This window comes from Streptomyces sp. NPDC017520 (assembly GCF_044329855.1).
Taxonomy (GTDB): Bacteria; Actinomycetota; Actinomycetes; order Streptomycetales; family Streptomycetaceae; genus Streptomyces.
This window is the reverse complement of sequence record NZ_JBIRKB010000010.1, coordinates 329805-345256: the sequence shown is the minus strand read 5'-3', so window position 1 is coordinate 345256 and position 15452 is coordinate 329805. Positions and strand designations below refer to the sequence as shown.

Below are 15452 nucleotides of genomic sequence, written 5' to 3'. Positions count from 1 at the left end.
TTCCAAGAGAATCGAACAGAACGGAAGAGGCCGTGACGGATCGGTTAACGCCGCGTGAGTTCCTCCAGGAGTTCGGTGAGGAGACCGGGGTGCCCCACGAACGGGGAGTGGCCCGTCCGCCACTCACGTACCTCCGTGCACCGCGCGGCCATCTTCCGTTGCAAAGCGGGATCGATGACCCGGTCCTGGCCGCAGACGACGTACGTGGAGGGCGTGTCCTTCCAGCTGTGATGGAGCGGGACTCCTCGTCCGCAGCCGGGGGCTTGCGGACGGAGCAGGCCGGCCGCCCATGCGGCGAGGGGTTCGGAGCAGCCGTTGTAGAGAACCTCGGTGGCCTGCTGGGGACGCAGACTGGTCGATCCGTCGGGCTCGGGGTTGATCGCCTGCTGAAGTCGCGGCGACGACCCGCCCAAAGTGGCCGCGCTTTCGCCGGCGTCCGGCACGAAGGCCGCCAGATAGACCAGCTGTCCCGCTCCGCGCACTCCGGTGATCACCGACCCGCCGTAGGAGTGGCCGAGCACGAGGGGAGGCTCCGCCACTGCGTCGACGGCGGCCTGGACCGCTGCGGTGTCGGCGGCCAGCGAGCCTCGGTGGAGCTCGGGCACGACGACCTCGATTCCCGCGGTCCGCAAGCGTTCCGCCACCCTGCCGAAGTGCTCGGGACAGTGGTACAGGCCATGAACCAGCAGGACGACAGACAGAGCGTCCGCCTCCTCACGTAACGTTCCGACAGCTGGGAATGTACGGCGACAGCGAGGACCGAGAATGAACAGTCCGGCGATCGTTTCGAGAGAAGAATGGCTAGCGGCCCGAAAGGAACTGCTGGCGCGGGAGAAGCAGTTCGACCGGGAACGGGACGCGCTCAGCGCACAGCGCCGGGCCCTGCCCATGGTCGAGGTCACCGAACCGTACGTCTTCGACGGTCCGGACGGCACGGCGAGCCTCGTCGACCTGTTCGACGGACGCAGCCAGCTCATCGTCTACCACTTCATGCTGGCACCCGACTGGGAGGCCGGCTGCACCGGGTGCTCGCTCCTCGCCGACAACATCGGCCACTTGGCGCATCTGCACGCGGCCCGGACATCATTCGCCGCGGTCTCGCGCGCTCCTCTCGCGAGGATCACGAAGTTCCGTGAACGCATGGAGTGGACCTTCCCCTGGTTTTCCTCCCACGGCACGTCGTTCAACTACGATTTCCACGTCACCATGGATGAATCCGTGACGCCCGTTCTCTTCAACTTCCGCACGAAGGAAGAACTGCGGGAGGCCGGAGTCGGGTCCTGGGCCCTGAGCGGCGAGCAGCACGGCCTGAGCGTCTTCCTCCGCGAGGGCGACCGGGTGTTTCACACCTACTCGACCTACTCGCGTGGCACCGATCTCCTCAACGGCACCTTCAACTACCTGGACCTGACCCCCCTCGGGCGCCAGGAGGAGGCCGGGATCATGGACTGGGTCCGCCACCACGACGACTACGGCGGGTAGGAGTCGCCCCCGCGGGCTCCGCTAGGCGGAACCGTCGAGCGGCCGGAGGAAGCGGCGTTCGTACCGCTTGATGCAGCGGGTGTCACGGGCCAGCCGAAACGCCTCCTGGCACTCCGGGTCGGACATGCTGTCCGTGCGGTACTGCTCGTACGCGGCAAGGCCGGGAAAGGAGAAGAGGGCGTAGGCGATGTCGCTGTCGCCCTCACTCGGCAGGAAGTAGCCGTGGTGTGTTCCGCCGAAACGGTTGACGAGGCGGACCCAGCGGCGACCGTACTCCTCGAAGTCCTCGATCCTGTCCGCGTCGATCTCGTACTTCAGGTGAATGGTGATCATGCCTGCATGATGCCGTGTGCCGGTTCGGATCTCGTGAGCGGGGACGTCGGGGTGGGCAACGCCTGGGCAACGCCCTCCTGCGCCGGTTCCCAGGACGCCGAGCACAGGGACTCGGCCACGGCGGCCGTGTAGCGGGCGGCGGCCAGCCAGTGGGAGGCGAAACCGTCGGTGTCGGCGGGGAGCAGGCGGCCGAACGGATCGCGGTCGCGTTGGGCCGCCGATGCGCACAGTGCGGTGAGGAGTCCGGCGGCCGTGGGGAGACCCGCGCGGCGGATCCGGCGGGTCTCGGCAGTGACGTCGCCGAGCAGGCCGAGGGCCGCGCGGCCCGCTGGGACCGTCTGTTCCACCCGGCGCTCCAGGAGGTACAGCGGCGAGTGCGCGCCGGAGTCTCCGGGCCGGGGCGGGGCGGGGTACACGGGGGCGTTCGGGTCCGGGAGGTCGGCCCGGCGCAGACGGTCGAAGCCGAGGTCGATCGTGCCCTCGCCGGAGGGGTGCGAGCAGGCGAGAAGGGTGAGCCGGGGGTGGGGGGCGGGCGCCAGACGGCCGATGATCCGCAGCCGCGTCCCCGGTGCCGCGGCCAGCAGCATCACGTTGTCGCGATGGGCCAGCGCGGGGTCGTCGTCGGCGACGGCGAGCCGGACGAGAATGCCGCCCTCGCACCGCGCGAGCAGGCAGGAGCCGCCCGACTCCCGTACCGCACCGAGGAGTTCGACGTCCAGGAAGAGCAGGTCGCTGCCGCCGCCCTCCGGGTCCGCGTAGCGGGCAGTGGACCGCAGGGCGCGGGCGGCCTGTTCGGACGGCGGCGTCTCCCACAGGGCGGCGAGCGGCGGTTCCGTCCATGCCGCACCCCGGGCGGTTACGGCCTTGACGCCCTTTCCGGCCCCCAGTCTGCCGTCCGGCGACGCCGTCGCCCCGGAGACCGCCAGGCCGGCCCGGCCCAGCTCCCGGTGGGTGAGCGCACTGTCTCCAAGGCGCACGGCCCGGTCGGCCACGCCCAGGGCGCGTCCGACGCCGCCGGGCGCCACGTCGCCGACCGTGAAAAGGCGGCCGTCGGATCCGGCGACCCAGGTGCGGACACCACCGTGTCCCGAGTCGGTGACCACGGGTTCGGTGAACAGGCCGTACAGGCGCAGCGAGCCGTCCGGGCTGTACGGGCGGCGGGCCCGGCCCCGGACGGCGGCCAGCTCCGTCCCGGACGTCGTCCCCACCCGGTGCGCGGTGCCGAGGAGTTCGGCCAGGGCCGTGACGAGGTCGGCCGTGCGGTAGGACGGGTCGCCCGCGCGGGCCGCTCGCAGCAGGGTGACGACGGCCAGCGCGGCGGCCGCGGCACGGGGCAGCTGCCGGAGTCGGGCGGTGTGCGCGGCGCGGAGAAGGGCCGACTGGGTGACGGCGCCGGCCCCGTCGACGCCGGCCTCCAGCACGGCGGCGCCCGCCGACCACAGGGCGTCGGCGGCGGCGCGCTGGGCCGGGCTCGCCACCTCGGGCGGGGAGGCGGAGTCGGGAGCGGGAGCGGGGGCCGGGTCCGTCACGGAGCCGGGTGCGCGGGCCAGGTCCGCTGCCGAGCCGGGGTCGGGGATCTCCGCGGGGGGCCGGTCGACGAGCTCGGGCGGCAGGTCCGCCGCGGGGGCGGCGCAGGCGGCGGCCGCGCGGTGGACGCATGCCGGGGCGAGGAGGCAGCCGCAGGTGATGGCGTCCGTCGTCGCCACCACGCCGCCCGGGGCGTGCAGACGCAACTCGGTCTCGTCGTCGACCTCGATCGTCACCGTGTCCCCGTCGCGGCGCTTCGGGCGGGCGCCGACCTTCGTGACCGCCGCGTCCAGCCGTTTGCGCAGCCGGGGCGAGAGGTCCTCCACGAGCGTGGCCGTGACCTCCGGGGCGACGGGTGGCAACCGGTCGTCGTTCATGCGGTCTTCTCCCCTATCCAGCGGGCCAGTTCGAGTGGGCTGAGGGCGGCCACGGGCATGCCGGCGGCCACGAGCTGCCCGGCGACCCCCGTCGAGTAACGGGGCCGGCCGGCGTCGTCGAGACTCGCGCACCCGAGGACGTGGCAGCCGGTGGTCACCAGGGCCCGCACCTCGGCCAGCAGTCCGGCGAGGGGGGCGCCCTCCTCGAAGTCGCTGATGACGACGGTGAGGGTGCGGCTGGGCACCTCGATCAGGCTGCGGGCGTGCCGCAGCCCGGCGGCGATGTGGGTGCCCCCGCCCACGCTCACCTCCAGCAGGAGGGAGAGGGGATCGTGCACATGGCCGGTGAGGTCGACGACCTCCGTGGAGAAGGCCAGGAAATGGGTGCTCAGAGTCGGCACCCCGGCGAGCACCGAGGCGGTCAGCGCGGACCAGATCGTGGACGACTCCATGGATCCGGAGACATCGGTGACCAGGATCAGGCGCCAGTCGGCCGACCGGCGGGCACGGCTGCGGAACACGGGATTCTCCGGGATCACCTGGATCGTTCCGTCGGTCGTGCGGCGGGCGGTGGCCAGGTTGGCGCGCAGGGTGCGCGGCAGGTCCAGCCTGCCGCCCGGGCGGCGGGTGGGCCTGGCCGACATCGTGCCGGTGAGGGCGGGGCGCAGCCGGGTGGCGAGCTGCCGGGTCAGTTCGTCGACCAGGTGGCGGACCAGGGGCCGGAGCGCCGCGAGGCGGGCTTCGGGGAGCCCGCCGGCGTACCGCAGGATCGTCCGGAGCAGTTCCACGGAGGGAGTGGCGGCCGCCGGGTCGAGTTCGGCGAGGACGTCCTGCCGTCCTGTCACGGCCGCGGCGGCGAGAACCTCCTCGCGGACGCCGGGGCCGAACAGCGCGGCCAGTTCCTCTGACCACTCGCGGACGCCGGGGAACGAGGGCTCCCGGCCACCGCGCGGACCGGAGCCGCCGTGACCGGGCAGGCCGCCACGGGACCCCTCGCCGTGCCCAGTGCCGTACAGCTCGTCCAGAGCGGTCGCCAGGCGGGCGGCGCCGGACGGCAGTTGATCGGCGCGGCGGCCGAGCACGAGCCGCCAGCGGTCGGCGGCCGCGAGGGTCCGCGCGGGGGCGGTCCCGGTGGAGCCGGTCGAACCAGTTGAACCGGTCGAACCAGTTGAACCGGTCGAGCCAGTTGAACCGGTCGAGCCGGTCGAGCCGGTCGAGCCGGTCGAAGGGGCGGGGGCGGGTGCGCTATCAGGCTTGGGGGGCGTGGGGGTGTCTCCGGCGGAGGGTACGGGGGCGGCTTCGGTGTCGGGTGCGGGGGCGAGGGCAGCCTCGGTCGCGGGCGTGGGCGCCATGGCGGTCCCGGCGTCGGGCGCGGCGGCGGGTTCGGTGGCGGATTCGGTGGCGGGCGCGGCGGCGGGCGCGGCGGCGGATTCGGTGGCGGGCGCGGCGGCGGGCGCGGCGGCGGGCGCGGCGGCGGATTCAGTGGCGGGCGCGGCGGCGGGTTCGGTGGCAGGTTCGGTGGCGGGCGCGGCGGCGGATTCAGTGTCGGGCGCGGCGGCGGGTTCGGTGGCGGGCGCGGCGGTCTGGCGGCCGGGCTGCGGTGGGGCCGGGAGCCGGTGGTCCCGCGTGGGTGGCGGGACGGGCAGGCCGAGGCCGGTCAGGAGTTCGCGGGCTGCGAGGTCGGCTGTGGTCCGGCGGGCCAGCTCGGCCGGGTCGTCCGCGTCGAGGGTGTCCACCCGTTCACCGAGCCGCTCCTCGACCGTGTCCAGCAGCCGGTCCCGGGCGGCCGGGCTCAGGGTGTCGAAGCCACCGCGCAGGGCCGGCAGCCGGGCCAGGAACGCGGTGTCGTCCAGCTCGACGACCCGGTGCAGCAACGGGTCCAGGGCGCCGACGCCGACGGTCAGCAGCGGGCCCGCCACCGTCAGGACGCCGGTGAGGCGGGCGGTGAGCGCGGCCCTGGAGGCGCTGCCCACGGCTCCGTCCACCCAGGAGGCGACGCGCCCCCCGAAGGACTCCGCCTCCTCGTGGCCCGTGAGCACCCTGACCGCTCCGGCGGCCGCGGCGATCAACGGGGTGCCGTCGGCGGCCAGCCGGGCGAGGGCGCCGGTGAGCCGGATGCCGCCCACCCGGTCGGCCCGCTGGGCCAGTTCGAGCAGCGCCCGCGCGTCCTCGGGGTCCTCGGAACCGGTCAGTCCGTCGACCTGGCGCACCGCGGCCGAGGTCAGCAGTTCGGCCGCGCGCGCGGTACGGGCGGCACGGGCGCTGGTGTCCGGGGCCATGGAACCGTCGGGCGCGGCCAGCCCCGGCAGGTGGCCGGCGTCCACGCGATCCAGCAGGTCGAGCCCGGCGAGGAGTTCGGGAAGGGTCCCGCTCGCGGGGAGTACGGCGGCGAGTTCCGTCAGCCGTTCGTCGGCCAGGGCGGGGAGTCCGCACTCGGCGGCCTCCGCGAGGCCGCCGACGACCTGGGCGGCCGTCGGACCGCCCTCCGCGCGTTCGGCCGCGTGCCGCTGCCGCAGCACGCCCTCGGCCGCCTGGGCCGGGGTGACACCGCGGGCCCCGGCCGCCGTGAGCATCGCGGCCGTCGCCGGGGTCCACCGCACCTGCCAGCGCGTCGTCAGCCCTTCACCGCCCGCCGCCCCGGCCACCCCCTGCTCCTGCGCGTAGGGGATGCCGCACACCGTCAGCCTGCGCAGCAGCAGTTCGCGGCGTCGGTCCAGGGTGGAGCGCGCCGGGTCCAGCCGGAGGTCGCGCGGTGTCCTCTCGTGCGCGTCCTCGGGCCCGGGAAGCGCGAGCGCCGCGGTCTCGGCCTCGACGGCGGGGCCCAGCCCGCTGCGCGGCGCGTCGGGTGCGGGCCGCCCGGTGCGGGCTCCGACCAGTACGCGTTCGAGGGCTCCGGCGACGGCGCGGCCCGTGCCGTAGGTCTCTCCGCGCCCGAGCACCGTCTGTACGGCTTCCAGGAGTTCGCCGCGGCCGGGGGCGGGCAGGCCGCGCAGGCGGGCCAGGTCACCGGCCACCCGGACGACCTCGCGGCCGTCCGCCGGGCCGTAGGGGTGGCCCTGCTCGCGGAGGGCGGCGCAGACGCGGACCGCGGTGCGGATCAGCGCCTCGTGCAGCGCCGCCGGGTCCCCGGCCGCGTCCAGGACGGTGTGCTGCCACTCCGGGTCCCGGATGCCGGCCGGGTAGCCGGAGCGGGAGTCGAGCAGGGGGTATGTGTACGGGACCAGGGAGACCGTGCAGCCGGTCGTCCCGGCGGTGCCGTGCAGGGGGGCGTCCCCGTCCTCCGCACCCTCCGCACCCGGCTCGGGCGCGGCGGCCCGGTTTGGCGTTTCCGCGCCGGTCGCCGCTTCCGGCGATGCTGGTGCTTCCGGCGTTGTCGCCGCCTCCGGCGATGCTGGTGCTTCCGGCGTTGCTGGTGCTTCCACTTCTTCCGGCGTTTCCGACGAGTGCGGCGCGCGGCCCCCGGCGGCGGACGGCAGCAGCGCCGGGGTGTGGAAGGCTCCCACCACCACGGCGGGCCGCCGCCCGCTCGCCAGGGCCTCGGTGACATGTCGGCGCATGCACGCCTCGCGCACCAGGTCCGTGCCGTGCACACCGCCCCGCGCCTCGGCCTCGTAACGCAGTGCCCAGCCGGTGAGCAGGGCGGCGCGGCGGAGCGCCTCGGGTGTCGAACCGGGCGCGAGGGCCTCCACCAGCCGGTCCCACAGGTCGTCGCCCTCGCGGCCGGTGAGCCGGGACCGGAGCGCGGCGGACAGCCCGTGCCCCTCCTCCGGCACCGGTGCGGAGTCGGCGCCGGGGGCCGGGGCGGGGGTGGCGGGGCCGCCCCCCGCCCACGCCCGGTCGGCCAGCGGCAGATCGCAGGCCACGGCCGGAACCCCGTTTCTCGCCGCCCAGCGCAGGGCGACCAGCTCCGGCGAGAAGTCGGCGAACGGGTAGAAGGCCGGCCTCCGTTCGTCTGCCGCGCCGGTGCCGGGCCCGTCCGCGGGCACGGCGGCCAGCGCGACCGGCGCCTCGGTCTCCTCGTGGGCGAGCCAGCCCAGCCACGGCTGGAACTCGGCGGGAAGTTCCACGAGGAGGACGTCGGGGGCCGCCGCGTCCAGCAGCGCCGGGAGGGCGGCCGCCAGCGAGGGCGCGTGGTGGCGCACCCCGATCAGGAACGGCTGCCCCGGGCCGGTCGCCGCGAGGGCCGCCACCGCGGCCTCCGAGGTGGACCGCGCCCCGGGGATGGTCGACTCGCTCATCCGTCAGTTCTCCAGCACCGCGCGCAGGTCCCACAGGGCACGCCAGGTGGCCGCCCCCTGCTCGGCGCGTCTGCGCACCGGGCCGTCCCAGTACCCCAGCAGCCGTGCCGCGTCGGCGGGGTCGTCCTTGCGGACGACGCCGAGCAGATGGCCGGGCAGGAGGGAGAGCACGTCCCGGTCGCCGGGGAAGTAGGCGGCGGCCAGGCCGAGGGAGCCCGCGACGGACACCGCCTCCGCCGTGCTCATCACCGTGGAGGGGCGCTCCACCTCCCAGCCCTCCACGGAGCGGCCGTCGCGCAGGTCCCGGAATGCGGTGACCAGGGCTTCGAGGACCGCGTCGTCCACCTGGTAGGCGGCGCCCACGCGTTCGACGGCTGCCCGCGACTGGCGCCGTACGAGCGCGGTCTCGGCGTCCACGTCCCCGATGGGGCCCACGGTCTCGAAGTTGAAGCGACGCTTCAGCGCGGCGGACATCTCCGAGACGCCCTTGTCCCGCAGGTTGGCGGTGGCGATGAGCGTGAACCCGGGGGCCGCGTGCACCTGGGCACTCTCGCTTCCCGCGAGTTCGGGGACCGCGATCCGCCGCTCGGAGAGCAGCGAGACGAGAGCGTCCTGGACCTCCGGCAGGCAGCGGGTGACCTCCTCGACGCGGGCGACGGCCCCCCGGGTCATGGCGGTGAGTACCGGGGAGGGCACCAGGGCCTGCTCGGTGGGCCCCTGGGCGAGCAGCAGCGCGTAGTTCCAGCCGTACTTGAGCTGGTCCTCGGTGGTGCCCGCGGTCCCCTGCACGGTGAGTGCGCTGGTCCCGCAGACGGCTGCCGACAGCAGTTCGGAGAGCATGGACTTGGCGGTGCCGGGTTCGCCGACGAGGAGGAGTCCGCGCTCCCCGGCGAGTGTGACCACGCACCGTTCGACCAGGGCGCGTTCGCCGACGAACTTCTGCTCGATCACCAGGCGGCGCGGCACCCCGGCGCCGGGGGCGGCGCCCTTCGGCAAGGCCAGTGGCTCGCCCGCGCTGCCCGTCACGAAGGTGACGACGGCGCGCGGAGTGAGCAGCCAGCCGGGGGGCCTGGGGCCGGGGTCGTGGGCGGCGAGGAAGGCCAGCTCGGTGGCGTACCGGTCCTCGGGGAGCGTGATCTGGCGGTGCTCCCGCTCCCGGCCGGGCGCCGCCCGGCCCGGGATGCGGCCCGTGGCGGTGCTGCCCGTGGCGGTGTCTTCCGGGGTGGTAGTGGTGGTCGTGTTGTCGTTCGTCATCGACGGCGGCCCTTCCGGGTTGCGCGGGTGTCCAGTTCTTCGAAGGCGGGGGCGTCGCCGTCGCGGACCCGTGTCCAGGCGGCCTCGTACAGCGCGGGCACGGAGAGGTGGGGCAGGGTCCGGGTGGACCCGGCCACCGGGTACAGGCGTTCCTTCCAGGTCTCCAGCGGCAGTGCGGGGGCTCCGCGTTCCAGCCAGCCGCAGGGGAGGAACAGGGTGCGGCCGGCGCGGGAGCGCTTCGCCTCCACGACGAGGTCGGTGGCGGCCAGTTCCGCCCGGGCCTTCTTGATCCGTGCGGGCTTCCACTCCGTCCAGCGGACGCAGTTGCGGTCCGTGGGGTCGGGCAGGGCGAGCAGCATCAGGTAGAGGGCGGCGGTGTCCGCGCTCAGGTCGAGGGCGTCCGCGGCCTCGGCAACCAGGTGCGGCACCGCACGCGTCGGGTCCTGGGCCGGGTGGTGCGGGGAGCCGTCGGGGGCGCCCGCCGAGGCCAGCAGGTCGGTCTCCTCACCCAGCAGGGCTCGCAGGGCGAGCAGATCGCCGGTGCCGTGACTGCTGACGGTGCCCTCGACGAGGCCGAACGCCGGGTCGTCGGGGCCCGCCAGGCCGGCCGGGCGGATCAGCAGCTTCTCCTTGTCGCCGTAACCGGGGGTGAGGAGCAGCGCCGTGCCGGCCCGGACCAGTCCGTCGGCGTCGGCGCCGCCGGACTCGGGGAGCCCGTGGGCGGCGCGGACCGTGGCGCCGATCGGGCCTCCCGACTCGGTCCAGTGCAGACCGAGGTCCAGCACCAGGTCCGGGTCGGCGAGGCGGCCGCGCAGGGCCGCGAGCCCGACGGGCAGGTGGGCCCGGAGGGGGTGCCCGTACGGCAGCGTGTAGGCGAGGGTGTGCAGGGCGGTCAGGGCGGAGGAGACCGTACCGCGTGCGCCCGTCACGCGGGGGCCCGGGCGGCCGGTGCCGTCCTGGACGGCGGTGCCGTGGGCGAGCCAGGGCCGGGAGGCCGCGTTGAGGACCAGGTCGACGGCGCCCGGGGTGGTGCCCGAGAGATCGAGGTCCAGCTCCTCCGGGACGCGGACGAGGGAGGCCAGACGCTCCTGCCAGACCTCGGCGGCGGCCCGGACGTCGGGGCCGGTGGACCACAGCTCGGCCGGGTCCTCGGGCAGCAGCGCCCGGAGCAGGGCGTGCCGGTCGTCGCGGGGCAGGGCGTCCAGCCGTGCCACGGCTTCCTCGAAGGCACGTGTCTTCGCACCGAGCAGCACGAGCGCCTCGGCGCCGGGCTCCTGGACGGCCGCCGACAGCAGGGCGGCGGACTGGAGGGGACCGATTCCGGTGGCCGTGTGGAACGCCTCGGCGGCCTCCGGGCGCCAGGGCGCCGGGCCCTGCTCCCGTACCAGGGCGGTGAGCTTGGTGAGCCGGTCGCAGGCGATGCCGTGCCGGTGTACGCGCTCGCGGTCCAGGGTGAAGCCGGGGACGGGGCCGAAGGCGCCGGTCGGGTCGTGGTCCAGGGCGAGCCAGCGGGCCGCGTCGTCCCGGGTGTTCCGGCCGCGGTCGGTGAGGACGACGACGGTGCGGGTGCCCTTGCGGAGCACCTGGCCGAGGCGGTGCACGGCCTCGGGGCGTCCCCGCCCGGGCGTCGCTCCGCCGAGCGGTTCGACGAGCTCCACCTGCCGGACCGTGCCCGCCGGGTCGGCCAGCGGGCCCGCGGCGAGCGCTTCCAGCAGCACGAGGAGCCCGGTGCGGTGCTCGGCCGAGGTGGTCTCCGAGGCGGCCCGGTAGGCCAGTTCGGGCAGCTTGTCGAGGAGGGAGAGCCAGGTGAGGGAGTCTCCGGGCACGGTGTACTCGTCCCGCTGCCAGCCGTCCACAGGGGTGAACGGGACCTTCGACGGGGTGGGCGGGCCGAACGCCGGCCCGCCGCCGAGAACATGGTTGACGGCGAGGATCTGGCGGATCACGGTCCACCGGTGCCCGCCTCCCCACCAGCTGCCGTGCATCCGCTCGGAGCCCCAGGCGGAGGCGTCCCGCAGCGTCGCGTCGTCGCCGTGCTCGGGCTCGTGGTCGAAGAACATGCCCTTCGTGCGCGCGGTGTCGCGGGGAGTGGCCGGCTCCACGGGCTCGGGGGGTTCCACATACCGGGCGGCGGAGACGGCCCGGTCCACCGCGTCCCGGACGAGCGCGGTGACACCGGCGAGGAGCCGGGCGTCGGACACCTCGGGCAGCACCCGGGCTGCGGCCTCCTCGGTCAGCTCCCGCGAGGAGGGCCCGGTGTACTCCTCGACGGCCCGGAACGCCTCCAGGTGCCGGGCGACCGCGGCGGCGACCTCGTTGAACAGCTCCTCCGCCCGGGAGTCCGTCAGGTTGCGCAGGGCCAGGGAGCCCCGTTCGTCCCTCGGGCGCAGGGCGTGCCAGTAGGAGACGGGCGGCACGTAGGGAGTGCCCGCCGCGTCGTTCCCGCCGGAGCGGCCGGGGGTGACGGACCACAGGTTGCCGCCGGTACCGTCGGTGTCCGCCGGGTGCGCCTCCACGGAGCGGTGGCCCAGGACCGCGACCGGCCTCGATCCGCCGGGCAGGGCGAGGGCGCCGAGCGGCACCGGGGAGCCGCCGCCGGGCAGCGGGTGCGGCAGGGTGACCGTGCGGCCGTCGGGGGTGCCGGCGACGATGCGGTGCCCGTCGGCGGGGGCGGCCGTGCCGGTCTCGGTGACCGTGCGGCGGACCCAGCGGCCGAGGACGATGCCGTCGGTGCCGAACGGGGTGGTCTCCAGACCGGGCTGGAGCGGCAGCACCTGGCAGTGCTCGGCGAGCAGCCGGGCGCCGTCGCGCACCCCGGAGCGGAGGAAGGCGGGGAGGGACGCGCGGCCGTGCGTGCCGCCGGCCGGGTCGTACTCCAGCCACACCCGCTGGGTTCCCTGGTGGCCCTCGCGCCAGTGGCCGGTGCCGTCGGAGATGACGGCGCGCTGGGGCGGGAGGGAGGTGTCGCCCGCGTGCAGGGCCTTGCCGCCCGTGGCGCGGCCGCCGCCCGGCAGCGGCAGGCAGACCTCGTCCGAGGGGTCGGAACCGCCCCAGCGGGGGAGCTGTTCTCCGCCGACGGTGAAGACCTCGGCGGGGCGGTGCGACCAGTAGCCGCGCTGCTTGCCGTCCTCCCACCACATGACCAGCAACTCGCCGTCGACGTAACGCAGAGCGATCGTCCGCCAGTGGTCGACGGCGACGGGGAGCCGCAGGGTGTGCCGCAGCAGAACACCTTCCGGGCCGACGACGACGGCCCGTTCGAGGGTGTTGAGGATCAGCGCGGGCCAGGCGCCGGTGACGCCGACGCTCTCCCGCCGGTTGCGTTGATGGCGCGCGGCCTCGGCGGCCTCGGCGGCCAGTTCGGCGTAGGTCTCGTCGAGCGCGGGCCAGCCCAGTTCGTCGAGGACGCCGGTACGCAGGGTGGCAGCGAGCAGCGGTACGACGTCGTGGCTCTCGACGAGTCGTACGGCTTCCGGGGCGACGTCCGCGACCACGGACCGGAACGACGAGAGCCTGTTGAGGGCGGTGCGCAGCCCGGGGAGCCCGCGCGCGGCCGTGTACTCCTCGGCGCGGGCGGTCAGCCACTCCCGCAGGATGACGGAGAGCACCGGGTGCGCCGCGACCTTGGCCAGGCCGGCGTCGCTCAGGCGCTGGCGGTGTCCGTCGCCCAGGTCCCCGAGGTTCCGGCTCAGCAGGGCGCGGAAGAACGGGCGTTCGGCAACGGCGGTGAGGTCCCGCGCGCCGGGCGTGGTGTCGATGAGCCACGGGCCGATCGGGAATCCGAGGGACCGCGCGGTCCCCGCGTCCTGGTCGTCCGGCTCGGCGACGGGGATGCCGGAGGCCAGGCAGAAGTCGAGAAGGTCCAGGTCGGCGGTGCGCTGCCAGCGGCCCTGGAACAGTTCGACGGGGTGCCCGTCGGCGCGCAGCCGGTCCGCCATCCGGGCGGTCAGACCGAGGGTCGCCGGGCAGCGGCCCGAGGTGACCCGGCCGCGCCCGCGGTGTGCCTCCCAGCGGGCGAGCCAGTCCGCCGGGGAGACGGGCGGGGTGGAGAGGGCGGCGGAGTCGGACGTCGGGTCGCCGGAGTTGTCCGGGAGGGCGGTCAGGAGCTCATCGGCGCCGGACTCGGCCAGCAGGGCGAGCCAGCCCGGTTCGCCGTGCGCGTCCCGGCCGCGCTCGCTGAAGGTCTCCGGGAAGAAGCCCAGGAGCCGGGCCTTCACGGCCGCGTCTCGTCGGGCGAGTTCGACGAGCGAGGAGCGGTAGGTCTCCCAGAACGAGGCGGGGGCGCGGACGACTCCCGGCGAGCCGATCAGATCGGCCACCAGCTCGCGTTCGGCGGCCTCGCGGTCCAGCCCGGCGGCCTTGACCAGCGCGCGCACGTCCTGCGGCAGCGCCGCGTACGGCGGCATGCCGGCCGCACAGCGCTCGACCAGCAGACGGCGGAACTGCGCCCAGGCGTCCGCCGGTGCGAGCCGGGCCACCAGGTCCCGTACGTACTGCCGGAGCGCCTTGACGGTCAGCGCGCCGACGAGGGCGAACTCCAGGAAGACAGCGCGCTGCCGCTCCTCGTCCACGACCAGCCCGTGCACCCGCTCGGCCTCGCGGGCCTTGCCGAAGAAGGAGGCGGCGTAGCTGGTGTTCTCGGCCTGGAGGAAGAGGCGTGCCACCTGCTCGTAGTAGGTGGGGAGGAAGTGGGGCACGGCCCGGCCGAGCCGGGTGCCGAGGGCGTCGAAGCCCTCCTTGGCCGCTCCGGCACGGCCCATGGCCTGCCGGCCCAGCCGCTCGATGTCCTTGACCAGGGCCAGGGCGTGGTGCCCGTTGGCCGGGTCGTTGACCAGCGCCCAGGCCGGGAAGCCCAGCGTCTCGCGGCGCACCTGACCCACTACGGGGGCCTCGGCGGTCCGGGCCAGCCCGAGGAACTCCAGGGCCAGGTCCTCCGCTTCGCCGAGTGTGCCGGGCACGAGGCGGACCACGGGGCGGTCGCCGAGGGCGGTGTGCGTGTAGGTGCGGGCGGTCAGCGCGTCGGCGTCGTCCCGGTCGGTGGTGCCGGCCGGGAGGATCGCGCCCGCGTCCAGCAGGGCTGTCGCGCGGGCCCGGGCGGCGGAGCCGGAGGCGCTCTCGCCCCTGGCCTGGCCGGGAAGGGACGCCGCGTCCGCTGCCGTCGTGGGCGCGTGCGCTGCCGTCGTGTTCGCGTACGTGTTCGTCGTCGTGATGCTCATGCCGCCCGCTCCTCGTCCTCGACGTCGCGGCCGGCGTAGAGCGCCGCCGCCATCCGCATGCCCTCCGACCACGCCACAGGGCCGACCTCGGCCGCCGTCAGCGCGCGCCCCGCGGGGTCGGTCCAGCCCAGGGGGCCCGTCTCGGTGTCGTACGCGTCGTACCCGTCGTGTTCGCCGACCCAGATGCGTGCCTCGGCGGTCGCGCCGTCCTCGACCACCGGGCAGACCGCGTATCCCCCGCGTGACCGGTACCCGAGCTGAGTGACGCGGCCGTGCAGGAAGCGCAGTTCCTTGAACACGCCGCCGGCGTACGTATCCACGGAGGTGGTCTCCGGGGCGAGGCGCGGCGGCCGGCGCCACACCTCGCGGAACAGCTGCTCCACGTTCTGGCGCACTCCCAGCTCGACCGCGAACTCCCGCAGTTCGTCGAGGTCGTCGAGGAGCACGGGGTGGGGCACGCTCACCACGTCCGGGGTGATGCGGACCGTGTCTCCGTCCAGGTCGACGAGGCCGAGACCGCGCTCGGGATCGACGTCGCGCAGGAACCCGGCGACCCCGCCGTCCGCGCCGGTGACCACCACGTCCCGCAGGGCCGCCTGCCACGCCGGGTCGGGCCAGACCCTGGCGAGCACGGCTGTGGGAACGGGCAGCGAGCGCACCATCCACTGCTCGACGTCGGTCAGGCACCGGCGTTCGTGCCGCTCCATCCACTCGGTCAGCTGCCGGAGACCCACGACCGCCGGATCGTCCTTCAACTTGGCCGGAACGGACTTCAGCCGCCGCCCCTTCCCGTTGCGGCAGACCACCTTGCCCGCTTCCAGAGCGACTTCGTAGTCGCCTGCCGACACCCACCCCATGCGCTGTTCTCCCCTGTTTCCGAACGGCCGCCGAACCGGTGGCACGCTGATGAGACCCGTCGACGGCAACGCACCGTGACGAGTGGGAGAGACTCTAGGCGGCCCCAGTGACATTGGGCCCGGGCCCCCTCACCAGCGTCCTGCGGCAGGCGCCCCGGGAGGAGCGCC

8 protein-coding genes are annotated in these 15452 nt (G+C 75.1%); 1 reads left to right on the top strand and 7 read right to left on the bottom strand.

Translation table 11 applies throughout. The features are described from left to right. Positions 1 to 44 precede the first annotated feature (44 nt). Positions 45 to 701: an alpha/beta hydrolase gene (locus ACH4KB_RS25050; RefSeq protein ID WP_398068149.1), complete on the bottom strand. Its 657-nt coding sequence runs from the start codon at positions 699 to 701 to the stop codon at positions 45 to 47. Positions 702 to 765: 64 nt separating this feature from the next. On the opposite strand from ACH4KB_RS25050, the gene ACH4KB_RS25045 reads away from it, so the two are divergent. After that, positions 766 to 1482 carry a DUF899 domain-containing protein gene (locus tag ACH4KB_RS25045; protein WP_398068130.1) on the top strand — a complete coding sequence of 239 codons (717 nt, stop codon included), beginning with the start codon at positions 766 to 768 and terminating at the stop codon, positions 1480 to 1482. A 21-nt stretch (positions 1483 to 1503) separates the two neighbouring features. Here the strand turns inward: ACH4KB_RS25045 and ACH4KB_RS25040 are convergent, their stop codons facing one another. From ACH4KB_RS25040 to ACH4KB_RS25015, 6 genes are read right to left on the bottom strand one after another with little or no spacing between them, the layout of a single operon-like run. Beyond that, the gene (locus tag ACH4KB_RS25040; RefSeq protein WP_398068129.1) at positions 1504 to 1815 is read right to left on the bottom strand and encodes an NIPSNAP family protein; all 312 of its coding nucleotides are present in this window, start codon (positions 1813 to 1815) and stop codon (positions 1504 to 1506) included. Continuing rightward, positions 1812 to 3719 (bottom strand): hypothetical protein, encoded by a 1908-nt coding sequence (locus tag ACH4KB_RS25035; protein WP_398068128.1) that lies wholly within the window; start codon positions 3717 to 3719, stop codon positions 1812 to 1814. The genes ACH4KB_RS25040 and ACH4KB_RS25035 overlap by 4 nt, the downstream gene beginning before the upstream one ends. Then, positions 3716 to 7957, bottom strand: coding sequence for a DUF5682 family protein (locus ACH4KB_RS25030; protein WP_398068127.1), 4242 nt, complete (start codon positions 7955 to 7957; stop codon positions 3716 to 3718). The genes ACH4KB_RS25035 and ACH4KB_RS25030 overlap by 4 nt, the downstream gene beginning before the upstream one ends. A 3-nt stretch (positions 7958 to 7960) precedes the next feature. After that, positions 7961 to 9211, bottom strand: a complete 1251-nt coding sequence (locus tag ACH4KB_RS25025; RefSeq protein WP_398068126.1) for an AAA family ATPase — start codon at positions 9209 to 9211, stop codon at positions 7961 to 7963. Further along, positions 9208 to 14427, bottom strand: coding sequence for a hypothetical protein (locus tag ACH4KB_RS25020; RefSeq protein ID WP_398068125.1), 5220 nt, complete (start codon positions 14425 to 14427; stop codon positions 9208 to 9210). The genes ACH4KB_RS25025 and ACH4KB_RS25020 overlap by 4 nt, the downstream gene beginning before the upstream one ends. Continuing rightward, positions 14424 to 15284, bottom strand: a complete 861-nt coding sequence (locus ACH4KB_RS25015; RefSeq protein ID WP_398068124.1) for a DUF4132 domain-containing protein — start codon at positions 15282 to 15284, stop codon at positions 14424 to 14426. Before ACH4KB_RS25015 ends, ACH4KB_RS25020 begins: the two co-directional genes overlap by 4 nt. Between the last annotated feature and the right edge of the window lie 168 nt (positions 15285 to 15452).

Coding starts and splice junctions, on each gene's coding strand:
- ACH4KB_RS25045 (WP_398068130.1), top strand. CDS start 766: ATGAACAGTCCGGCGATCGTTTCGAGAGAAGAATGGCTAGCGGCCCGA.
- ACH4KB_RS25040 (WP_398068129.1), bottom strand. CDS start 1,815: ATGATCACCATTCACCTGAAGTACGAGATCGACGCGGACAGGATCGAG.
- ACH4KB_RS25035 (WP_398068128.1), bottom strand. CDS start 3,719: ATGAACGACGACCGGTTGCCACCCGTCGCCCCGGAGGTCACGGCCACG.
- ACH4KB_RS25030 (WP_398068127.1), bottom strand. CDS start 7,957: ATGAGCGAGTCGACCATCCCCGGGGCGCGGTCCACCTCGGAGGCCGCG.
- ACH4KB_RS25025 (WP_398068126.1), bottom strand. CDS start 9,211: ATGACGAACGACAACACGACCACCACTACCACCCCGGAAGACACCGCC.
- ACH4KB_RS25020 (WP_398068125.1), bottom strand. CDS start 14,427: ATGAGCATCACGACGACGAACACGTACGCGAACACGACGGCAGCGCAC.
- ACH4KB_RS25015 (WP_398068124.1), bottom strand. CDS start 15,284: ATGGGGTGGGTGTCGGCAGGCGACTACGAAGTCGCTCTGGAAGCGGGC.